This is a genomic window from Stenotrophomonas rhizophila, from assembly GCF_001704155.1.
GTDB classification, from domain to species: Bacteria; Pseudomonadota; Gammaproteobacteria; order Xanthomonadales; family Xanthomonadaceae; genus Stenotrophomonas; species Stenotrophomonas rhizophila_A.
In genome coordinates, this window is the sequence record NZ_CP016294.1 from 241,472 (window position 1) to 260,995 (window position 19,524).

Genomic DNA, 19,524 nt, shown 5'->3' on the forward strand with positions numbered 1-19,524 from the left:
CGTTCACGTGCCTATGATGGCCGACCCTTTCCTGCCCATCGCTGCCTGCATGCAACGACGCGACTTCATCCGCAACGCTTCCCTGGCCCTGGCCGCCATTGGTTTTCCCGCGCTGCCGGCCTGCGCCGCGCAGGGCAGCCAGGTAGGCCTGCGCCGGCTGGGCCAGCCGCAGCCGTTCGATTTCGCCACCCTCAAGGGCCAGGCACGCGCGCTGTCCGAGGCGGCTTACAAGAGTCATCGCCGGACCCTGCCGGGGCCGCTGGAGGCGCTGGACTGGGACCAGTACCAGTCGATCCGCTACCGCCAGGACCACGCGTTGTGGGCTGACCAGCCCGGCCGCTTCCAGGCCAAGTTCTTCCACCTGGGCCTGTATTTCCATTCGCCGGTGCGCATGTTCGACATCGTCGACGGCAAGGCGCAGGAACTGGCCTATGACCCGGCCGCGTTCGATTACGGCAAGAGCGGCCTGAAGAACGGCCACCTGCCGGCCGACCTGGGCTTTGCCGGGTTCCGGCTCAATACCCGCGCCGACACCGACCGCGATTTCGCCGCCTTCCTGGGCGCCAGCTACTTCCGCGCGGTAGGCAAGGAAGGCCAGTACGGCCAGTCCGCCCGTGGCCTGGCGATCGACACCGGCATGGACCGCCCGGAGGAATTCCCCGATTTCATTGCCTACTTCCTGGAACAGCCGGCCGCCGACTCCAACACGCTGGTGGTGTACGCGCTGCTGGATTCGCCCAGCGTGGCCGGTGCCTACCGCTTCGCCATCACCAACGGCGATGTGCTGCTGATGGACGTGGACGTGGCGCTGTACCCGCGCAAGGCCATCGAACGGCTGGGCATCGCGCCGTGCACCAGCATGTACCAGGTGGGCGAGAACGACCGCCGGATGGCCTGGGACTGGCGCCCGGAGATCCACGACACCGACGGCCTGTCGATGTGGAACGGCGCGGGCGAGTGGATCTGGCGCCCGCTGTCCAACCCGCGCCAGCTGCGCTTCAACATGTTCGTGGACAACAACCCGAAGGGCTTTGGCCTGCTGCAGCGCGACCGCAGCTTCGACCACTACCAGGACGATGGCGTGTTCTACGAGAAGCGCCCTTGCCTGTGGGTGGAACCGAAGGGTCAGTGGGGCAGGGGCTCGGTCCAGCTGGTGGAAATTCCCACCGTGGACGAGACCTTCGACAACATCGTGGCGTTCTGGAACCCCGAAGCCAAGCCGCAGCCGGGCCAGGAAATGCTGCTGGGCTACCGCCTGTACTGGGGTGCCGAGCCACCGGCGCGGCCGCCGCTGGCGCAGGCCGTGGCCACCCGCACCGGCCTGGGCGGGGTGATCGGCAAGAAGCGCGAGTACTTCTCGTGGCGTTTCGCCGTGGACTTCCAGGGCGGCGAACTGGCCGCGCTGATCGACAAGGGCGAGGTGGAAGCGGTGGTGCAGGCCAGCCGCGGCCGCACCGAGATCGTCTCGGCGCGCCCGCTGCGCGAGATCAAGGGCTACCGCGCCATGTTCGATCTGGTGCCGCCCGATGACAGCACCGACCAGATCGACATCCGCCTGTACCTGCGCAGCGGTGGCAAGACCCTGACCGAAACCTGGCTGTACCAGTACAGCCCGCCGCCGGCGGGGGCGCCGGAACGTACGTTGTATTGAGACGGTGTACCGACCAACGGTCGGTACCTACCGGCAGGTCTACAGGGGTAGCCGTGCCTGGGCAGGGTCGATCCTGCCTTCGCCGCGCGTGATCTTCTTGAACTCCGCGCGGCTGACCGAGACGTAGCGTTCGTTGCCACCGATCTCCACCTGCGGACCGTCCTGCACCGCGTGGCCGTGTTCGTCCACGCGCACGGTCATGGTGGCCTTCTTGCCACTGTGGCAGATGGTCTTGATCTCCTGCATCTCGTCGGCCCACGCCAGCAGGTACTGGCTGCCTTCGAACAGCTCCCCGCGGAAATCGGTGCGCAGCCCGTAGCACAGCACCGGAATGCGCAGCTGGTCGACCACTTCGCTGAGCTGCCAGACCTGGCTGCGGCTGAGGAATTGTGCCTCGTCCACCAGCACGCAGCCCAACGGCCCGTCGCTGGCGATGTCGGCGCGGATCAGCTGCTCCAGGTCGGTATCGCGGTCGAAGGCAATGCCATCGGCCTTCAGGCCGATCCGCGAGGCCACCACGCCGCGCCCCGCACGGTCGTCCAGGCGCGGGGTGAGGATGGCCACGCGCATGCCGCGCTCGCGGTAGTTGTGCGCCGACTGCAGCAGCGTGGTGGTCTTGCCGGCGTTCATCGCCGAATAATAGAAATAGAGCTTGGCCATCGGCCAATTCTAGACGGCGCGCTACCTCCCGTCGCCCTCTCCGCCGTGGACGGTTTCCGGCCGCCCCACGTCGATCTGCTGCTGGCGCAGCGGGGCCATCCAGTAGGTGTCGTGCAGACACCAGTACAGCTCGGGCTTCCAGTACTCCGGGTCGTAGTAGTCCGCACCGGACTGAACCTCGCCCGCCGTGGCGCCGGTGTGCTGTACAACCTGCAGGCCGCTGTGCACGTGCCCGACCCGGCTGCCGGTGATCTTCGACAGCCTTCCGCGCATGGCGCTTTCCAGCCGCGGCTTGGCGACCTGGTCGCCGTACTGGGCGAACACGTCCTGCCTGCGCTGCAGCGCCCGCTCGCGCTGCCCCGCGTCCAGCTCGGCCCACCAGGCGTCGCGCAGGCGCACGAAGTCGTGATAGCCGCGCTCGGCGGCCAGGTCCATCCACGCGTAGGCCAGCTCCGGATCGGCCGGCACCCCACTGCCCTCGCGGTACATGATCGCCACCCGCAGCTGCGAGTACTTGTCGGCGTACTCGGCGGCCTTGCGGAACCGCGACAACGCGCGTGGCAGGTTGCCCTTCTCGAACTCCTTCAGCCCATAACGGCGCCAGCGCAGATCCGGATGGCCATCCAGGAAGCCATCGGTCATCAGCGAGGCGGGAATGGTCCGGGGGACCTGCCGCGCACAGCCAGGGGTGCTTGCGCCAGCGACCCCGGTGGCCAGCCAGAGGGCCGCGCCGACCGCGCTGCCGGCCATCCAATGCATGAATCCATTCATGTGATTGCTCCGATCCGATCGCTCTCTGGATATCCCACCGCCCGGCGCAGGTCAAGCCAGGTCCGGTGGCCCGCCGCCCGTTACAATGCGGCACCCACGGAGAAGGCATGCACGGTCTCAATCCCCCCCAACGCGCGGCAGTGCTGCACTGCGAAGGTCCCCTGCTGGTACTGGCCGGCGCGGGCAGCGGCAAGACGCGCGTGATCGTGGAAAAGATCGCCCAGCTGATCAGCACCCGCCGTTACCCGGCCAAGCGCATCGCGGCGATCACCTTCACCAACAAGTCCGCCAAGGAAATGCGCGAGCGCGTGGCCAAGCGCCTGCAGGGCGGCGACGCCGAAGACGTCACCATCTGTACCTTCCATGCGCTGGGCCTGAAGTTCCTGCAGATCGAGCATGCTGCGGTAGGCCTCAAGCGCGGCTTCTCGATCTTCGACGCCGACGATTCCACCTCGCAGGTGAAAGACCTGATGTACGGCGCCAAGCCGGACGACATCGAGGACGTGAAGAACCTCATCTCGCGTGCGAAGAACGCCGGCCTGTCGCCCGAACAGGCGATGGCCGAAGCGCGCAGCAACCGCGAGAAGGAAGCGGCCAGCGTCTACGAGCGCTACCAGCTGCGCCTGACCGCGTTCAACGCGGTCGATTTCGACGACCTGATCCGGCTGCCGGTGCAGGTGCTGGAGGAGAACCCGGAGATCGCGCTGGCCTGGCGCGAACGCATCGGCTACCTGCTGGTCGACGAATGCCAGGACACCAACGATGCGCAGTACCGGCTGCTCAAGCAGCTGGCCGGCACTGCCGGCAACTTCACCTGCGTGGGCGACGATGACCAGTCCATCTACGCCTGGCGCGGGGCCAACCCGGAAAACCTGCAGCAGATGGCGCGCGATTACCCGGCGCTGGAAATCATCAAGCTTGAGCAGAATTACCGTTGCTCCAATCGCGTGCTGCGCGCGGCCAACGCACTGATCGCCAACAACCCGCATGAACACCTGAAGAAGCTGTGGAGCGACCAGGCCGACGGCGAACGCATCCGCGTGTGGGAGTGCCGCAACAGCGAACACGAGGCGGAGAAGGTCGCCGCCGAGATTTCCTACCTGGCCACCTCCAAGCAGATTCCGTGGAGCGACTTCTGCATCCTGTTCCGCGGCAACTTCCAGTCGCGGCCGCTGGAAAAGGCGCTGCAGCTGGTGCGCGCGCCGTACCACATCACCGGCGGCACCGCGTTCCTGGAACGCCAGGAAGTGAAGGACACGCTGTCGTGGCTGCGCCTGCTGGTGAACCCCGATGACGATACGGCGTTCATGCGCGCGGTGCAGTCGCCCAAGCGTGAGGTGGGCGCCGGTACGCTGGCCAAGCTCGCCGAGCTGGCCTCGGACAAGGAACTGCCGATGGCGCATGCGGCCGAGGCAATCGGCGCGCTGGCGCAGCTGCCGCCGCGCGCCGCCAACAGCCTGAGCCGCTTCACCGACATCCTGCGCGACCTGCGTGCGGAGATGCCCAAGCTGAGCTCGGGCGACCTGGTGCGGAAGCTGGTGAAGGATTCGGGGCTGGTGTCCGAACTGCGCAGCACCTGCAAGGAAGAGTCGGTGTACCAGCGCCGGCTGGCCAACCTGGAAGAGCTGGCGCAGTGGTTCGAAGGCGGTCCGCGTGGCGCTTCTACCGCCGACCTGGCCGCGCAGCTGGCGCTGCTGTCGCGCAATGACAAGGACGACGGTGGCAACCAGGTGCGGATGATGACCCTGCACGCGTCCAAGGGCCTGGAGTTCCCGTATGTATTCATCGTCGGCTGCGAGGACGGCGTGCTGCCGCACCAGGTCAGCCTGGACGAGGGCAACCTGCAGGAAGAACGCCGCCTGCTGTACGTGGGCATCACCCGCGCCAAGGTGCAGCTGTGGATGAGCCACAGCAAGCTGACCCGCAAGTTCGGTGAGCATGTGCGGCTCAAGCCGAGTCGTTTCTTCGACGAGATCCCGGCCGAGGAAATGCAGCGCGATGGCGCCGACCCGGTGGCCGATGCGGCGCGCAAGAAGGAGCGTGCCAGCGCCGGCCTGGCGGCGATCGAGGCCTTGTTCGACTGACGTTGTAGAGCCGACTGTTAGTCGGCTGCCGTTCGCGCGGCGCCTGCAGAAGGCAGCCGACAGAAGGCAGCCGACTAACAGTCGGCTCTACCCACGTGTTCCCGCAGCCTGCACAATCGGCCAATTCCTGCCTGCGAGCGACGCGATGTCCGCCGTGATCCAGACCGAACGCCTGCACCTGCGCCTGATCGATCCCGACCATGATGCGGCGGACATGCTGGCGCTGCTCAATGAACCCGGTTTCATCCGCCATATCGCCGACCGTGGCGTGCGCACCCTGGCGCAGGCGCGCGATTACACCGCCGAACGCGTGCTCGGCAGCTATACGCTCAACGGGTTCGGCATGTACGCCATCATCCGCCGCAGCGACGGCGCGTGGCTGGGCAACGCCGGGCTGGTGCGCCGCGATGGGCTGCCCGCGCCGGACGTGGGCTATGCGCTGCTGTCGCAGTACGAAGGCCACGGCTACGCGTTCGAGGCCGCGCGCGGGGTGATGCATTACGCGCGCGACGTGCTCGGCTACCCGGACCTGTACGGCATCGTCGCGCCGGAAAACCTGCGCTCGGCCGCACTGCTGCGCAAGCTGGGCATGGAAGACCGTGGCGATGTGCGCCTGCCGGCGCCGCGCGATGAAGACGTGCTGCTCCTGTTCGCCACGCCCGGCGCGCCGGCGGTCTAGCCGCCCAGCTGGGCGCGCAACTCGGCCAACTGTTCCTGCAGCGCGGCCACCGTGGTTTCCAGCTCCTGCACGCGCGCTTCCAGCGCGGCATTGCCGCCGCCACTGGACGGTGCGGATTTGTACTGCTCGGCCAACGCCTGCACATCCACCGGGCCGGCCAGCAGGTGCATGTAACGGTCTTCGCGCTGGCCGCCGGCGCGCGGCAGCAGCACGGCCAGGCCGCGCTGGATCATGCGCTCCACGTGGTGGCGCAGTTCGTCGGCGTTTTGGAACTGGAACAGGCGCTCGCTGCGGGTCAGCAGCTCGTTCACCGTCTGCGGGCCGCGCAGCAGCAGCAGGCCCAGGATGGCCAGCTGCTGCCGGGTCAGGTCCAGCGCGCTGCCGGCGCGGTGCTCGTAGCGCTCGGCACGCGAGGAGAACTGCTGGCGGGCCAGGCCCAGGGTTTCCAGCTGGCGCAGGGCGTGGTGCACATCGCCGGCCGACAGCTGCAGCACCGGCTCGCGGGCGGTCTTCTGGTTGGCCGCCACTTGGGTGGCGTTGACCGTGAGCGGGTAGGCGTCCGGGGTGGTCGCTTCCTTCTCGATCAGGCAGCCCAGGGCGCGGGCCTGGGCCGCGTTGAGCACGGGCAGGGCAGGGGTCTGGGTGTCGTCGGTCATCTCGCGCTCCGGGTGTTGCTGGGCCGTGCAGCATAGCCGAGCCCTGCGGCCGGCATGAACCGCAGCGGCCAAGCCGGTAAACTGGCGCCACTCAGTACTGGTGATTGCCATGCGTCGTACCGCTGTTTCCCTGTCCGTGCTTGCCTGCGCCGTGATGGCGCTGGGGGCGTGCAAGCGCACCGAGACCCCCGCCGAAGCTGCTGCCCCGGCCCCTGCAGCCGCCGCTGCCGCGCCTGCCGCAAAGGGCGATGCCGCCGTGGCCGCCAACGACAACCTCAACGCCGTGCTGTGGATGCAGCGTTCGCAGGAATACCGGGCAATCACCGAGCAGACCTACCGCGCCGCTGCCGACCACCTGGACAAGGCGCTCAAGGAAGCCAACTGGGATGCGCTGGTGCCCGAAGAGCGCGGCAACGCCGCCAAGGGCCTGAAGCCGGCCGTGGTGCTCGACGTGGACGAAACCGTGCTGGACAACTCGCCCTACCAGGCCCGCCTGGTCCGCGACGGCGGCGAGTACGACGAACTGAGCTGGGACCAGTGGGTGGCCGAAAAGAAGGCCAAGGCCATTCCGGGCGTGGTCGATTTCGCCAAGGGGGCCAACGCCAAGGGCGTGACCCTGCTGTACATCTCCAACCGCGCCGTGCACCTCAAGGAGGCCACCCTGGCCAACCTGCGTGCCGAAGGCCTGCCAGTGGCCGATGACAGCGTGTTCCTGGGCCTGGGCACGGTGGTGAAGGACTGCGAGCAGGCCGGCAGCGAAAAGAACTGCCGCCGCCGCCTGGCCGGGCAGAACTACCGCGTGCTGATGCAGTTCGGCGACCAGCTGGGCGACTTCGTGGAAGTGACCGCCAACACCAATGACGGCCGCGACGCGCTGCTGCAGCAGTACCACGACTGGTTCGGCGAGCGCTGGTGGATGCTGCCCAACCCGACCTACGGCGGCTTCGAACCGGCCCAGTTCAACAACGACTACAGCCAGTCGCGCCAAGCCCGCCACGACGCCAAGCGGGCCGCGCTGGACTACGCGCCGTGAGCCGCGCCCCGCTGCCGCTGCGCGATGACGAACGCCTGATCTTCGCGCTCGATGTGCCGGGCCGCGAGGATGCGCTGGCCTGGGTGGACCGGCTGGGCGATGCGGTCTCCTTCTACAAGATCGGCATGGAGCTGCTGGCCTCGGGCGAGTACTTCGAAGTGCTCGATGCGCTGGCCGCGCGCGACAAGCGCGTGTTCGTCGACCTGAAGTTCTTCGACATCCCGGCCACCGCTGCGGCGGTGATCCGCCGGCTGTCGCAGTGGCCGGTGAGCTACGCCACCATCCATGGTTGGCACCCGGCGATGATGGAGGCCTGCGCGGCCGCCAACAGCAGCGACATGCGCCTGCTGGCGGTGACCGTGCTGACCTCGATGGGGCGTGAGGACCTGCGTGGCATGGGCATCGACCGCGAGCCGGTCGACGTGGTGGTGGAACGCGCGCTGGCCGCGCAGGCCGCCGGCATCGACGGCGTGATCGCCTCGGGCCAGGAAGCCGGCCCGATCCGCGCCGCCACCGGCGCCGGGTTCTCGATCGTGTGCCCGGGCATCCGCCCCGGTGGCCCGGTTGGCGATGACCAGAAGCGCACCGTGGGCGTGGCCCAGGCGTTCGCCGACGGCGCCGATGCCATCGTGGTCGGTCGCCCGATCCGCTTGGCGGCCGACCCGCGCGCGGCCGCGCGGGCGATCCAGGACGAGATCCGCGCCGCCCGTCGCTGACTGATGTAGGGGTTGCACGCACCGGGATGGAACTGCATCCCGGTGCCAGGTAGCGCCTGTTCGCGGAAATGGATCCATCAATCGTTGGTGCCGCTGAAACGCGACCGACCACGCAGTTGTTCCGTCTTCTTTGCCGTCGAATCGACCCGGCACACGCCCCGGCGCTGTGCCTGTCGTTTCCACTTTTCCGCAAAGGAGTTGCTGCATGCGTATCTGTTCCCGGCCGGCCTGGATGTTCGGCCTGATCCTTTCTGCTGTTTCGGTTCCCGCGCTGGCCCAGCCCGGGCCGGACACCGTGCCTCACATCATCGGCGGGGTCGACGCCGAACCCGGCCAGTACCCGTTCATGGCCAGCCTGCAGCGGCTGGGGCGCGGCGATTCGGACCACGCCCGCCACAGCTGCGGTGCCACCTTGATCTCACCCTCCTGGGTGCTCACCGCCGCGCACTGCGTTGACGGGCTGCCGCCGGCGCAGCTGGCGGTGCTGGTCGGGGAGACCACGCTGAAGACCACGCCGCGCCGCCGCGCCTCCAACGTCAAGGCCATCCACGTCCACCCGGCCTACGACGAAGGCAACCTGCTCAACGACGTGGCGCTGATCCAGCTCAAGCGGCCGGTGCCCAAGGCCGAGCCGGCCGAGCTGTTGCTGGGCCGGGACAGTGCCTACCTGCGGCCCGGGCGCGCCTTCACGGTGATCGGCTGGGGGGTGACCGACTTCCCCGGGGAGCAGGATCTGCCGACCACCCTGCAGACAGTGCAGACCCCGTTCGTGACCTTCGCCGCGTGCCAGCAGGCCTACCCGGATCTGCAGGCCGGCGCGGTGATCTGCGCCGGCGCCGAGGGCATCGACAGCTGCAGCGGCGACTCCGGCGGGCCGCTGCTGGTGCGCCGCAAGGGCGCCTGGACGGTGCTGGGCACGGTCAGCTGGGGCGAGGGCTGCGCGCTGCCGGATCGCCCCGGGGTGTACGCGCGGTTATCGCAGGGCTATGTGCGCGATTTCATCCAGGCCACCTGGATGCGTGACTGACATCCAGTAGAAACAACGGGTTGCGCCCATCCTGCCGGTCCGGCGGGCAGGATGGGTTGCCGCTGTGGGGGCGCAGGCCGCAAGATGCGGACCGGTCCGGGGAAGTCCGAATTCATGTCCATGCCGTTGATGACAGGGCGCTACCGACCCTGGGTGATGTCGCTGTCGCTGTGCGGGCTGCTGCTGGTGGGGGCGTGCAAGCGCGACACGATCGACCCGGATGCACCGGCCGCCGAGCCGGTGGCCGCGTTGCAGCAGATCGCCCGCCAGCTGGCCGACAACGACCTGGTGGGCTACGCCCGTGCCTCTGTGCCGCCGGCCCAGTACACCCGCCTGCAGGCAGCCTGGGACGAGGGTCACAGCCGCTGGCCGCTGACCGACCTGCCGCTGGATGGCCAGCTGCTGCCGATGCTGGCGGCGCTGTCCGCGCCGGACGCGCCCAAGCGCCTGCAGCGCTCGTTCGACACCCAGATTGCCGGCCAGGCCACCGGGGTGCGCCAGGCGGCCCATTCGATGGGGCTGTTCGGCGTGCAGTACCTGCGCAACCAGACCGACTACAGCGAGGCCGAGCGCGCCCACTACAGCCAGGTTGTGGATGTGCTGAGCCGCTGGGCGGCCGCCGCGCCGCTGACCGACAAGCAGCGCGCAAAGACCACCATCACCCTGTTGACCGCCACCGCACGCAATGCCGGGCTGTCCACCGACGCCGAGCTGCAGGCGGCCGGCATGGAGGGCAGCCTGCGCCGGCTGGGGCCATTCGCCAAGGCGCTGAAGACCGCGCTGGCCAGTTACGGGCTGTCGCTGGACGCGGCAATGACCGACCTGCGCGGCGAACTGGTGTCGCACGAGGGCGACACTGCCCTGCTGCGGATCCAGTACCCGCTGGCCGGCGAACAGATCGAAGCCCAGGTGCGCATGAGCCGCCGCGAGGGCCACTGGTACCTGGCGCGCACCCTGGAAGAGACCGACGCACTGCTCAAGGCGGCTGACGAAGCGAAGGCCGCCATGGCCGCGCAAGCTGAACATGACGCCCAGCTGGCCGCCGAAGCAGAGGCCGCCGCGCAGGTCAAGGACGGTGCTTCTGCACCGGCTAAGCCATAATGAAGCCGATGCCGAACCAGAATCCCCTGCCTTTCCCCGGCGAAGAGCCGCCCAAGACGCCGGACGCCCCGTCCGCGTCGCCCGACACCGTGCCCGGCGCGGACGCCCCGACCGCGGGCGCAACCGACCCGGCGGCGATCGTGCCCAGCCCGGTCAGCGCGGCAGCGCGCACCTCGTTCGGGCGCCGCCCGTGGTGGGCCCGCCTGCTGGGCCGCCTGGTCGAGCCGTGGCTGTCGCTTAAGATCGAACCCGAACACCCCGGCCAGTACGACGACGGCCGCCCGGTGGTCTACGTGCTGGAAGATTACGGTCTGTCCAACGCGCTGATCCTGGACAAGGCCTGCCGTGAAGCCGGGCTGCCCTCGCCGCTGGTGCCCATTGCCGGCGACCCGACCGGGCGCAGGCGGGCCTATCTGGCGCTGTCGCGGCGGAGCAGCAGCAACTCGCTGATTCCCGAGCAGCGCGGCGCCAAGACCCATTCCGATTCGCTGGCCAAGGTGCTGCAGGCCCATCGTGCCCGCGGCGAGCTGGACGTGAACCTGGTGCCGGTGTCGATCTTCGTCGGCCGCGCGCCGGACAAGCAGAGCGGTTGGTTCGCGGTGCTGTTCTCGGAAAACTGGGCGCTGGTGGGCCGCTTCCGCCGCCTGCTGGCGGTGCTGCTCAACGGTCGCAGCACCATTGTGCGGTTCGCCCCGCCGATCTCGCTGCGCGCCACCGTGGACGAAGGGCTGGACCCCGAGCGCACGGTGCGCAAGCTGCAGCGCGTGCTGCGCACCCACTTCCGCCGCATCCGCGAATCGGTGATCGGGCCGGACCTGTCCACCCGCCGCCTGCTGGTGGACAAGGTGCTGGAGGCGGACACGGTGCGCGAGGCGATCGCGTCGCAGGCCAAGCGCGACAACACCAAGCCGGCCGACGCCTGGAAGAAGGCGCACGCCTACGCCTGGGAAATCGCCGCGGACTACTCCAGCCCGGTGGTGCGCTCGGCCAGCTTCATGCTCAGCCATGTGTGGAACCGCATCTACGCCGGCGTGCTGGTGCACCACCTGGACAAGTTCAAGGCCGCCGCGCCGGGCCATGAAGTGGTGTACGTGCCCAGCCACCGCAGCCACATGGATTACCTGCTGCTGTCCTACCTGTTGTACGACCGCGGCATCGTGCCGCCGCACATCGTGGCGGGCATCAACCTGAACCTGCCGGTGGTGGGCACGCTGCTGCGCAAGGGCGGCGCTTTCTTCATCCGCCGCTCGATCCGCGGCAACGCGCTGTATTCGGCGGTGCTGAGCGAATACGTGGCGCAGCTGGTGGCCGGTGGCTATTCGATCGAATACTTCGTCGAAGGCGGCCGTTCGCGTACCGGGCGCCTGCTGCAGCCCAAGGGCGGCATGATCTCGATGACGCTGCGCGCGTTCCTGCGCCAGCCGCGCAAGCCGGTGCTGTTCCAGCCGGTGTACATCGGCTATGAAAAGCTGATGGAAGGCGGCAGTTACCTGGACGAGCTGTCCGGGCGGCCGAAGGAAAAGGAATCGATCTGGCAGCTGCTGTGGTCGATCCCCAAGGTGCTCAAGCAGAACTACGGCCAGGTGGTGGTGAACTTCGGCGAACCGATCGCGCTCAACGACGTACTGGCCCGCCAGGCACCGGAGTGGGATGGCGCGCCGGTTGGCGAGGACGAGAAGCCGTCGTGGCTGTCGGGCACGGTGGACCACCTGGCCGAACGCATCCAGGTGCACATCAACGGCGCGGCCGACGTCAATCCGATCAACCTGCTGGCGCTGGCGCTGCTGTCCACGCCCAAGCATGCGATGGGCGAAGCCGACCTGATCGCGCAGATCGAGCTGTGCAAGACCCTGCTGGTGGAAATGCCGTATTCGGACCGGGTCACGGTCACGCCGCATTCGCCGGAGCGGATCATCGCGCACGCCGAGGAAATCAACGTGCTGACCCGGGTCAAGCACCCGCTGGGCGATGTGCTCAGCGTCAGTGGCGATACCGCGGTGCTGCTCAGCTACTTCCGCAACAACGTCATCCACCTGTTCACCGCGTCGTCGTGGGTGGCGTGCTGCTTCCAGAACAACCGCCGCATGAGCCGCACCGGGCTGGTGCAGCTGGGCCGCACCGTGTACCCGTTCCTGCAGGCCGAGCTGTTCCTGCCGTGGACCGAAGACGAATTCGCCCAGCGCATCGAGCAGACCATCGCAGTGTTCGTGCGCGAGGGCCTGCTGCAGAACGTCAATGACGACGATGGCGGCATCCTGGCGCGCAACACCGGGCAGACCGACGAGGTGTTCCGCCTGCGTGCGATCGGCCATTCACTGCAGCAGGCGTTCGAGCGGTATTACATCGCCATTTCGGTGCTGGTGAAGAACGGCCCGGGCACGCTGGGCGCAGCCGAGCTGGAAAGCCTGTGCCAGCAGGCCGCGCAGCGCCTGAGCCTGCTCTACGCCCCGGCCGCGCCGGAGTTCTTCGACCGCACCCTGTTCCGTGGCTTCATCCAGAAGCTGCGCGAGCTGCGCCTGGTGTGGCCGGACGAGAACAGCAAGCTGCTGTTCGACGAACGCCTGGACATGTGGGCCAAGGACGCCAAGTTCATCCTGGGCCGCGAGCTGCGCCACACCATCGAGCGGGTGAGCCCCGAAGCCGCGAAGCCAGAGGAACCGGTAACGCAGGATTGACGACCGCGCCGACAATCCTGCGTATCCCGAGGTATCCGGATTTCACCGCGTTCGCCAGCAATTCGTAGCGCCGGCCGTTGGCCGGCATGCCTTACGCCGGCTCGTCCGGAATCAACATGTCTTCGAGCTTCGCAATGCGGTCCTTGAGCTGGAGCTTGCGGCGCTTCAGGCGCTTGAACTCCAGCTCATCCTCGCCATTGGCGGCCATGCGCTGGATCTTGTCATCCAGGTCACGATGCTCCTGCCGGAGGTTGGCAAGCAGGTCGGTGATCTGTTCGGGCGTCAGGGTATCCACAGTCGTCGAGCATACACATCCGGCATGACGCCCGGGAGTGAACGCAGTCACTTCCCCACACCGATGGCAACCAGTGCGAGCCGGTAGAATGACCGGATGCCTGCCGTGCTGCCCCTGCCCGATCCGCTCCCCCGCGCCCCGCGCACGGACGCGGCCGCGCAGGACAAACTGGCGCGCAGGCTTCGCCGCCAGGTGGGCCAGGCGATCGCCGACTTCGGCATGATCGAGGACGGCGACCGCATCATGGTCTGCCTGTCCGGCGGCAAGGACAGCTACACCCTGCTGGACGTGCTGCTGCAGCTGCAGAAAAAGGCCCCGGTGGCCTTCGAACTGGTGGCGGTGAACCTGGACCAGAAACAGCCGGGCTTCCCCGGACACGTGCTGCCGGAGTACCTGGCCTCGATCGGCGTGGCTTACCAGATCATCGAACAGGACACCTATTCGGTGGTGAGCCGGGTAATTCCCGAAGGCCGCACGATGTGCTCGCTGTGCTCGCGGCTGCGTCGCGGCGCCCTGTACCGGCATGCGGCGGAAAATGGCTTCAGCAAGATCGCACTCGGCCACCACCGCGACGACAGCGTGGCCACGTTCTTCCTCAACCTGTTCCACCACGCCAAGCTCTCCGCGATGCCGCCCAAGCTGCGCAGCGACGACGGCCAGCACGTGGTGATCCGCCCGCTGGCCTATGTCAGCGAGCGCGACATCGCACAGCATGCGCAGGCGCGCGGCTTCCCGATCATTCCGTGCACGCTGTGCGGCAGCCAGGACAACCTGCAGCGCCGCCAGGTGGCGCAGATGCTGCAGCAGTGGGAGGATCAACACCCCGGGCGGATCGACCAGATTGCGCGTGCGCTGGGCAACATCCACCCGTCGCAGCTGGCCGACCCGGCCCTGTTCGATTTCATGGCGCTGGGCCGCACCGCGGTCGCGCCCAGCCCGCCGTCGGCCTGGACCGACGGCACCCCCTGACGTTCCCTTTCACGCCTTCCTATCCGGATTTCCATGTTCTTTCGCAACCTGACCCTGTTCCGCTTCCCGACCGCCACTGATTTCTCCGAAGTCGATACCCTGCTGCCGCAGGTGCTGCTCAAGCCGGTCGGCCCGCTTGAAATGAGTTCACGCGGTTTCATCTCCCCGTTCGGTCGTGAGGAAAAGGCCGTGTTCTCGCACCGCGTCGGCGACGCGCTGTGGCTGACCGTGGGCGGTGAGGACAAGATCCTGCCGGGCGCGGTGGTCAACGACCTGCTGGCCCGCAAGCTGGAAGAGATCGAAGAGAAGGAGGGGCGCAAGCCCGGCGGTCGCGAGCGCAAGCGCCTGAAGGACGACCTGCTGCATGAGCTGATGCCGCGTGCCTTCGTGAAGAGCTCGCGCACCGACGCGCTGATCGACCTGACCCACGGCTACGTGGCGGTGGACTGCTCGAGCAGCAAGAAGGGCGAGAACATGATGTCCGACATCCGCGGCCTGCTCGGCAGCTTCCCGGCCATGCCGCTGAACGCTGAAGTGGCGCCGCGCTCGATCCTGACCGGCTGGATCGCCGGTGAGCCGCTCCCCACCGGGCTGAGCCTGGGCGAAGAGTGCGAGATGAAGGACCCGGCCGAGGGCGGCGCGGTGGTCAAGTGCCAGCACCAGGAACTGCGCTGCGACGAGATCGACAAGCACCTGGACGCCGGCAAGCAGGTGACCAAGCTGGCCCTGGTGTTCGAGGACAACCTGTCCTTCGTGCTGGGCGACGACCTGATCGTGCGCAAGCTGAAGTTCCTGGACGGCGCCCTGGACCAGCTCGAGCACGCCGACGAAGACGGCCGCCGCGCCGAGCTGGACGCCCGTTTCGCCCTGCAGAGCGGCGAAGTGCGCCGCCTGTTCCTGCTGCTGGAAGAAGCCTTCAAGCTGAGCAAAGCCGACTGAGGCAGCGGGCGGGGTCCTGCCCCGCCCCCTTTACACCCCGCAGTCATATCCCGCGCACTACGGGCGCTATGCTGTACCCATGCCCGGATTCCTCCGCCGCCTGATCTCCCCGGCCGTTGCCCCCACCCTGCAGCGCGACACCGTGCGCCTGCGCCTGGAGGATGCCGAGATCGACGTGCTGCGCGTGCGCGATCCGCGTGCCCGCCGGATCAAACTAAGTGTCGACGAACGCGGCGTGCGGCTGACCCTGCCGCCGCGCGCCAGCCTGGTGATGGGCGAACGTTTCCTCGAACAGCACCGCGGTTGGTTGTCCACGCAGCTGCGCAGTTACCAGGCGCAGAACCTGCCACCGCCGCTGGTGATCGGCGAACCCGGCGTGCTGCCGCTGCGTGGCGAACTGCTGCCATTGCGGTGGGATACCGGGCGCTATGCGCACCTGGAGCTGGACGGCACCGGCGTGTGCATGCACCTGCCGGCCCGCGGTACCGATGCCACGGTGAAGCGCGCGCTGCGCGAGTTCTACGAAGCGCAGACCCGCGCCGATGTCGGCCAGTGGCTGCCGCGCTACCTGCCCAGCCTGCCGCGCGCACCAGCGCGCCTGCGGCTGAAGGTGATGTCCTCGCAATGGGGCTCGCTGGCCCCCGACGGCAGCATGGCGTTGGACCTGGCGCTGGTGCTGGGGCGGCCGTCGGCGTTCGAGTACGTGCTGGTGCATGAGCTCTGCCATCTGATCCAGGCCAATCATTCGCCTGCGTTCTGGGACGAAGTGGAACAGCGCTTCCCGGCGTGGCGTGAGGAACGGGACTACTTCCAGCTGGAAGGGCGGCGGCTCAAGGCGATGCTGCGGCAGCTGCTTTGAATACGCTTTCTGCGTCGCTGCTTTCGACCTTGTTGCATGGGATCGCTGCGTGAGGCGCGCGAATCTGGCGGCTTCTGCCGCCACCCGGAATGCCCATGTCGACGATGGCCTCGGTTGCCTTCGATGTGCTCACCAATGTGCTGGCTGCCGCGGTGCTGGGCACGGCGGCGATGCTGCGTGCGCGCGTACCGGATGTGTCCGGGGTGTGGACGCTGACCCGTTACGGCCAGGGACCTGAGCGCCACGCCGAGGCCGTGTACCTGGTCATGCTGTCCCAGAACGGGGTGCGCGTGGAAGGCGTGGCCGAGTGCGTGCAGTGCCGCGTTGGAAACGGACCGTTACGGTTGCTGCCCGGCCGCGAACGGCCACGGGTGGAGGTCAGTGGTGGGCTGTACGGCAGCGTGTTCCATCGCAAGCGCTTCCGCCTGCTGTTCCGCGAAAGCGCACGCCGCCAGGGCAGCATCGCCACCCACGGGATGGATCGCCGTGAAAGCGATGACCACTGGCGCGGCAGCTACATCCTCAGTGCCGGCGGCCGCAGTGGCGACAGTGAGTGGCGACGGGGGCAGGGCGCGCATGATTTCGCCGTGGCCAGCGATGCATACCCTCCCCGTGATCAGGGCAAAGCGCGTGCGCGCAGTGTGGCCGCCTGCGCCCAGCGTGCGGCCACGCGCGGGGCGGTGATGCACACCGCCTGATCGGTCACGGTGGTGACTGCGCGCTCCAGCAGCTGGATGTCGGCTTCGTGCTGGCGCGCCACGTGCGGGTCTTCGAAGAAGATCGCGCGCTGGCAGCGGCCTTCCAGCACCTGGTCGGCGATCTGCGCGTCGCCGCCCATCGGGCCGCTCTGGTAGCGGGTCACCCACTCCTGGTCCCTGGCCCAGCCCCGGCTCCAGGCCAATTCATTCAGGCGCTGGCCGGTGGTACCGGTGCCCACGCGGCTGCGGAAGCGCGAGAGCAGCGCGAAGTGCTCGTCGGCGAAGGCCAGCATGGCCGGCTTCATCGCGTCGTGCGCGATCAGCGCCAGCGTGTGCTGCTCGAATGCATGCAGGTCCTCGGCGCCGGGATCGGCGGCCAGGTCGGCGTGCACGCGTTCCACTTCGATCCAGTCGCGCGCGGTGGCCACGGTGGAGATGAAGGGCTTGCCGTGGATCACGCACTGGCGCTTGAGTGCGGTGGCTTCGGGGAACACCGAGGACGGGTCGACCGGGTCCATCAGGTAGATCGCCCCATCCAGCGTCCGCTCGGGCGTGCCCATGCCCACCACCTCGGCGACCAGCTTCATCAGGCCGCCCTCGCGGCCGTTCGGGTAGCGGCGCAGGGTGGCGAAATCGGGCAGGAAGCCCAGCCGCTGGATGGCGTCGAAGGTGCGGCCGACCGCGTGCAGCTCCACGCCCAGCTCGCGCAATCCGCTGTCGCTGGCACGCAGCCAGCGGAACAGGGCGGCGTGCTTGTCGTGGTGGTGCAGCCGATTGGCGGCCAGGCCGATGCGCATGGGGATCATCCGGGAGAGTGGGGCATCCGCGACATTACCAGCCCTTCACGACAATTCGTAAAAGTTGCATAGCCGTCTACGGGGGCCATAACCGACATTGACCGCCATCAGCCGGTCAATCAGGACAGTCCCCCCATGCCTCTCTCCGCTCCCCGCAACGCGCCGTCGGTGCAGACGCTGGCCAACGATCGCGGCGCCCGCATCCGCGCGCTGGGTCGCCTGCTGCGCCATGCGGCCCACGGCGATGCCGACGTCCTGCTGGTCGGGCTGGCGCGCATGCTGGATGCGCATATCGAATGCGACCACGCCGACGATGCGGGCAATGCCCGCATCCGCGACCAGCTGGATGAGATCCAGCTGTTGTTGGCCTTGGAAATCGAGCGCGCCGGGGTCCGGGCCGCCGCTTGAATCCGGCACTCCGTGGGCCGGCCAACGGCCGGCGCCAGCGTGCCCGGTGACCGCTGTCAGGCGGTGATCAGCTCCACGATTGCTGCCGCCGCATCGCGGCCTTCGGCCACGGCGGTCACCACCAGGTCCGCACCGCGCACCGCGTCGCCACCGGCGAACAGGCGCGGGTGGGCGGTCTGGAACGGCAGCCGGCCCTGGCCGCCGGCCAGGATGCGGCCGTTGTTGCCCGCCTCCACGCCCTGCGCGGTCAGCCATGCCGGCGCGGTTGGCGAGAAGCCGAACGCGATGATCACCACGTCCGCTTCCAGCAGCGATTCGCTGCCCTCGATCGGCACCGCGTTGCGCCGGCCCTGTGCATCGGGCTCGCCCAGGTGGGTTTCCACCACGGTCACGCCGATCGCTTCGTCATCGGCACCGGCCTCGATCGACAGCGGCTGGCGGTTGAACAGGAAGCGCACGCCTTCTTCGCGGGCGTTGGCCACTTCGCGCGCCGAGCCCGGCATGCTGGCTTCATCGCGGCGGTACGCGCAGGTTACCCGGGCCGCACCCAGCCGCACCGCGCTGCGCACGCAGTCCATGCCGGTATCGCCGCCACCCAGCACCACCACGCGCTTGCCCTCCAGGTCGGGCAGGGCAAGCGTGTCTTCCCAGCCGGCAATCGGCCGGCCGTGGGCATCGCTGCCGCTGACGATGCGGCTGTTCTGCACCAGGAACGGCAGCGCCGGCAGCACGTTCTTCAGATCCTGCCCGGGCAGCCCGCCATCGGTATAGCGGTAGGCACCGGTGCCGACGAACACCGCGTCGTAGTCGGCCAGCAGCGTTTCCAGGGTCACGTCGCGGCCGATCTCCACGCCCAGCCGGAACTGCACGCCCATGCCTTCCAGCACGTTGCGGCGGCGGCTGATCACCGACTTGTCCAGCTTGAAGCTGGGAATGCCGAACTGCAGCAGGCCCCCGATCTGTTCGTAGCGGTCGTACACCACCGCCTGCACGCCGGCATGCGCCAGGCGGTCGGCACAGGCCAGGCCGGCCGGGCCGGCGCCGATCACCGCTACGCGCTTGCCGGTGCTTTCCACCGCCGCCATGTCTGGCCGCCAGCCGGTGGCCAGCGCGGTATCGACGATGTATTTCTCCACCGCGCCGATGGTGACCGCGCCGAATTCCTCCAGCGTGCAGCTGCCTTCGCACAGGCGGTCCTGCGGGCACACCCGGCCGCACACTTCCGGCAGCGGGTTGGTGGAATGGCACAGCGTGGCCGCTTCGTGGATGCGATTTTCCTGCACCAGCTGCAACCACTGCGGAATGGCGTTGTGCACCGGGCACTTCCAGCTGCAGTAGGGGTTGCCGCAGTCCAGGCAGCGACCGGCCTGGTACTGGGCATCTTCCTTGCCGAATTTTCCGTACAGCTCACCCCAGTCGCCGGAGGTGCGCAGTTCCACCGGAATGCGCTGCGGCATGGTCCGGGGCAGGTCGAGGAACTGGAAGGCGTGCTTGCGGCTCATGTAT

19 protein-coding genes are annotated in these 19,524 nt (G+C 68.3%); 13 read left to right on the forward strand and 6 right to left on the reverse strand.

All coding sequences use genetic code 11. The features are described from left to right. Window positions 1-49: 49 nt before the first annotated feature. Window positions 50-1,651, forward strand: coding sequence for a glucan biosynthesis protein (locus BAY15_RS00955; protein WP_068854480.1), 1,602 nt, complete (start codon window positions 50-52; stop codon window positions 1,649-1,651). Between the two features lie 39 nt (window positions 1,652-1,690). On the opposite strand, the gene BAY15_RS00960 is transcribed toward BAY15_RS00955, so the two are convergent. Both BAY15_RS00960 and BAY15_RS00965 read right to left on the reverse strand, forming a co-directional pair. Next, window positions 1,691-2,311, reverse strand: coding sequence for a thymidine kinase (locus BAY15_RS00960; protein WP_068848139.1), 621 nt, complete (start codon window positions 2,309-2,311; stop codon window positions 1,691-1,693). Between the two features lie 21 nt (window positions 2,312-2,332). Next, window positions 2,333-3,082 (reverse strand): tetratricopeptide repeat protein, encoded by a 750-nt coding sequence (locus BAY15_RS00965; RefSeq protein WP_157771659.1) that lies wholly within the window; start codon window positions 3,080-3,082, stop codon window positions 2,333-2,335. Window positions 3,083-3,189: 107 nt separating this feature from the next. Between BAY15_RS00965 and BAY15_RS00970 the strand changes: the two genes are divergently transcribed. Continuing rightward, complete coding sequence (locus tag BAY15_RS00970; protein WP_068848141.1) at window positions 3,190-5,166, forward strand: UvrD-helicase domain-containing protein; 1,977 nt, start codon at window positions 3,190-3,192, stop codon at window positions 5,164-5,166. 145 nt (window positions 5,167-5,311) lie between these two features. Beyond that, the gene (locus tag BAY15_RS00975; RefSeq protein ID WP_068848143.1) at window positions 5,312-5,845 is read left to right on the forward strand and encodes a GNAT family N-acetyltransferase; all 534 of its coding nucleotides are present in this window, start codon (window positions 5,312-5,314) and stop codon (window positions 5,843-5,845) included. On the opposite strand, the gene BAY15_RS00980 is transcribed toward BAY15_RS00975, so the two are convergent. Beyond that, window positions 5,842-6,501, reverse strand: a complete 660-nt coding sequence (locus tag BAY15_RS00980) for a YceH family protein (RefSeq protein WP_068848145.1) — start codon at window positions 6,499-6,501, stop codon at window positions 5,842-5,844. The genes BAY15_RS00975 and BAY15_RS00980 overlap by 4 nt on opposite strands. A 109-nt stretch (window positions 6,502-6,610) precedes the next feature. Between BAY15_RS00980 and BAY15_RS00985 the strand changes: the two genes are divergently transcribed. From BAY15_RS00985 to plsB, 5 genes are all read left to right on the forward strand, one after another. Further along, a complete protein-coding gene (locus BAY15_RS00985) occupies window positions 6,611-7,534 on the forward strand; it encodes a 5'-nucleotidase, lipoprotein e(P4) family (RefSeq protein WP_068848147.1) in 924 nt (307 codons plus the stop codon). Beyond that, window positions 7,531-8,250 carry an orotidine-5'-phosphate decarboxylase gene (gene pyrF / locus BAY15_RS00990; RefSeq protein WP_068848149.1) on the forward strand — a complete coding sequence of 240 codons (720 nt, stop codon included), beginning with the start codon at window positions 7,531-7,533 and terminating at the stop codon, window positions 8,248-8,250. Before BAY15_RS00985 ends, pyrF begins: the two co-directional genes overlap by 4 nt. A 205-nt stretch (window positions 8,251-8,455) precedes the next feature. Then, complete coding sequence (locus tag BAY15_RS00995) at window positions 8,456-9,277, forward strand: S1 family peptidase (RefSeq protein ID WP_068848151.1); 822 nt, start codon at window positions 8,456-8,458, stop codon at window positions 9,275-9,277. 114 nt (window positions 9,278-9,391) lie between these two features. Further along, window positions 9,392-10,378: a hypothetical protein gene (locus BAY15_RS01000; protein WP_068854482.1), complete on the forward strand. Its 987-nt coding sequence runs from the start codon at window positions 9,392-9,394 to the stop codon at window positions 10,376-10,378. Further along, on the forward strand, window positions 10,378-13,053 hold the full coding sequence (gene plsB / locus BAY15_RS01005; protein WP_068848153.1) for a glycerol-3-phosphate 1-O-acyltransferase PlsB: 2,676 nt from the start codon (window positions 10,378-10,380) through the stop codon (window positions 13,051-13,053). The genes BAY15_RS01000 and plsB overlap by 1 nt, the downstream gene beginning before the upstream one ends. Window positions 13,054-13,144: 91 nt before the next feature. Here the strand turns inward: plsB and BAY15_RS01010 are convergent, their stop codons facing one another. After that, a complete protein-coding gene (locus tag BAY15_RS01010; RefSeq protein ID WP_068848155.1) occupies window positions 13,145-13,348 on the reverse strand; it encodes a YdcH family protein in 204 nt (67 codons plus the stop codon). Window positions 13,349-13,444: 96 nt separating this feature from the next. Between BAY15_RS01010 and ttcA the strand changes: the two genes are divergently transcribed. The 4 genes from ttcA (at window position 13,445) to BAY15_RS01030 (ending at window position 16,813) form a co-directional block, all read left to right on the forward strand. Then, the gene (gene ttcA / locus BAY15_RS01015; RefSeq protein WP_068848156.1) at window positions 13,445-14,317 is read left to right on the forward strand and encodes a tRNA 2-thiocytidine(32) synthetase TtcA; all 873 of its coding nucleotides are present in this window, start codon (window positions 13,445-13,447) and stop codon (window positions 14,315-14,317) included. Between the two features lie 33 nt (window positions 14,318-14,350). Next, entirely contained in the window at window positions 14,351-15,256 is a 906-nt protein-coding gene (locus tag BAY15_RS01020) for a recombination-associated protein RdgC (RefSeq protein ID WP_068848158.1), read from the forward strand. Between the two features lie 79 nt (window positions 15,257-15,335). Next, a complete protein-coding gene (locus BAY15_RS01025; RefSeq protein ID WP_068848160.1) occupies window positions 15,336-16,115 on the forward strand; it encodes a M48 family metallopeptidase in 780 nt (259 codons plus the stop codon). A gap of 95 nt (window positions 16,116-16,210) precedes the next feature. Then, window positions 16,211-16,813, forward strand: coding sequence for a hypothetical protein (locus tag BAY15_RS01030; RefSeq protein WP_068848162.1), 603 nt, complete (start codon window positions 16,211-16,213; stop codon window positions 16,811-16,813). Here BAY15_RS01030 and BAY15_RS01035 read toward each other — a convergent pair. Then, the gene (locus BAY15_RS01035) at window positions 16,732-17,610 is read right to left on the reverse strand and encodes a methylglyoxal synthase (protein WP_068854483.1); all 879 of its coding nucleotides are present in this window, start codon (window positions 17,608-17,610) and stop codon (window positions 16,732-16,734) included. The two genes, BAY15_RS01030 and BAY15_RS01035, sit on opposite strands and share 82 nt — an antisense overlap. Window positions 17,611-17,745: 135 nt before the next feature. Here BAY15_RS01035 and BAY15_RS01040 point away from each other — a divergent pair, with 135 nt between their 5' ends. After that, window positions 17,746-18,018: a hypothetical protein gene (locus BAY15_RS01040; protein ID WP_068848164.1), complete on the forward strand. Its 273-nt coding sequence runs from the start codon at window positions 17,746-17,748 to the stop codon at window positions 18,016-18,018. Window positions 18,019-18,074: 56 nt separating this feature from the next. On the opposite strand, the gene BAY15_RS01045 is transcribed toward BAY15_RS01040, so the two are convergent. After that, entirely contained in the window at window positions 18,075-19,520 is a 1,446-nt protein-coding gene (locus BAY15_RS01045; RefSeq protein WP_068848166.1) for an FAD-dependent oxidoreductase, read from the reverse strand. Between the last annotated feature and the right edge of the window lie 4 nt (window positions 19,521-19,524).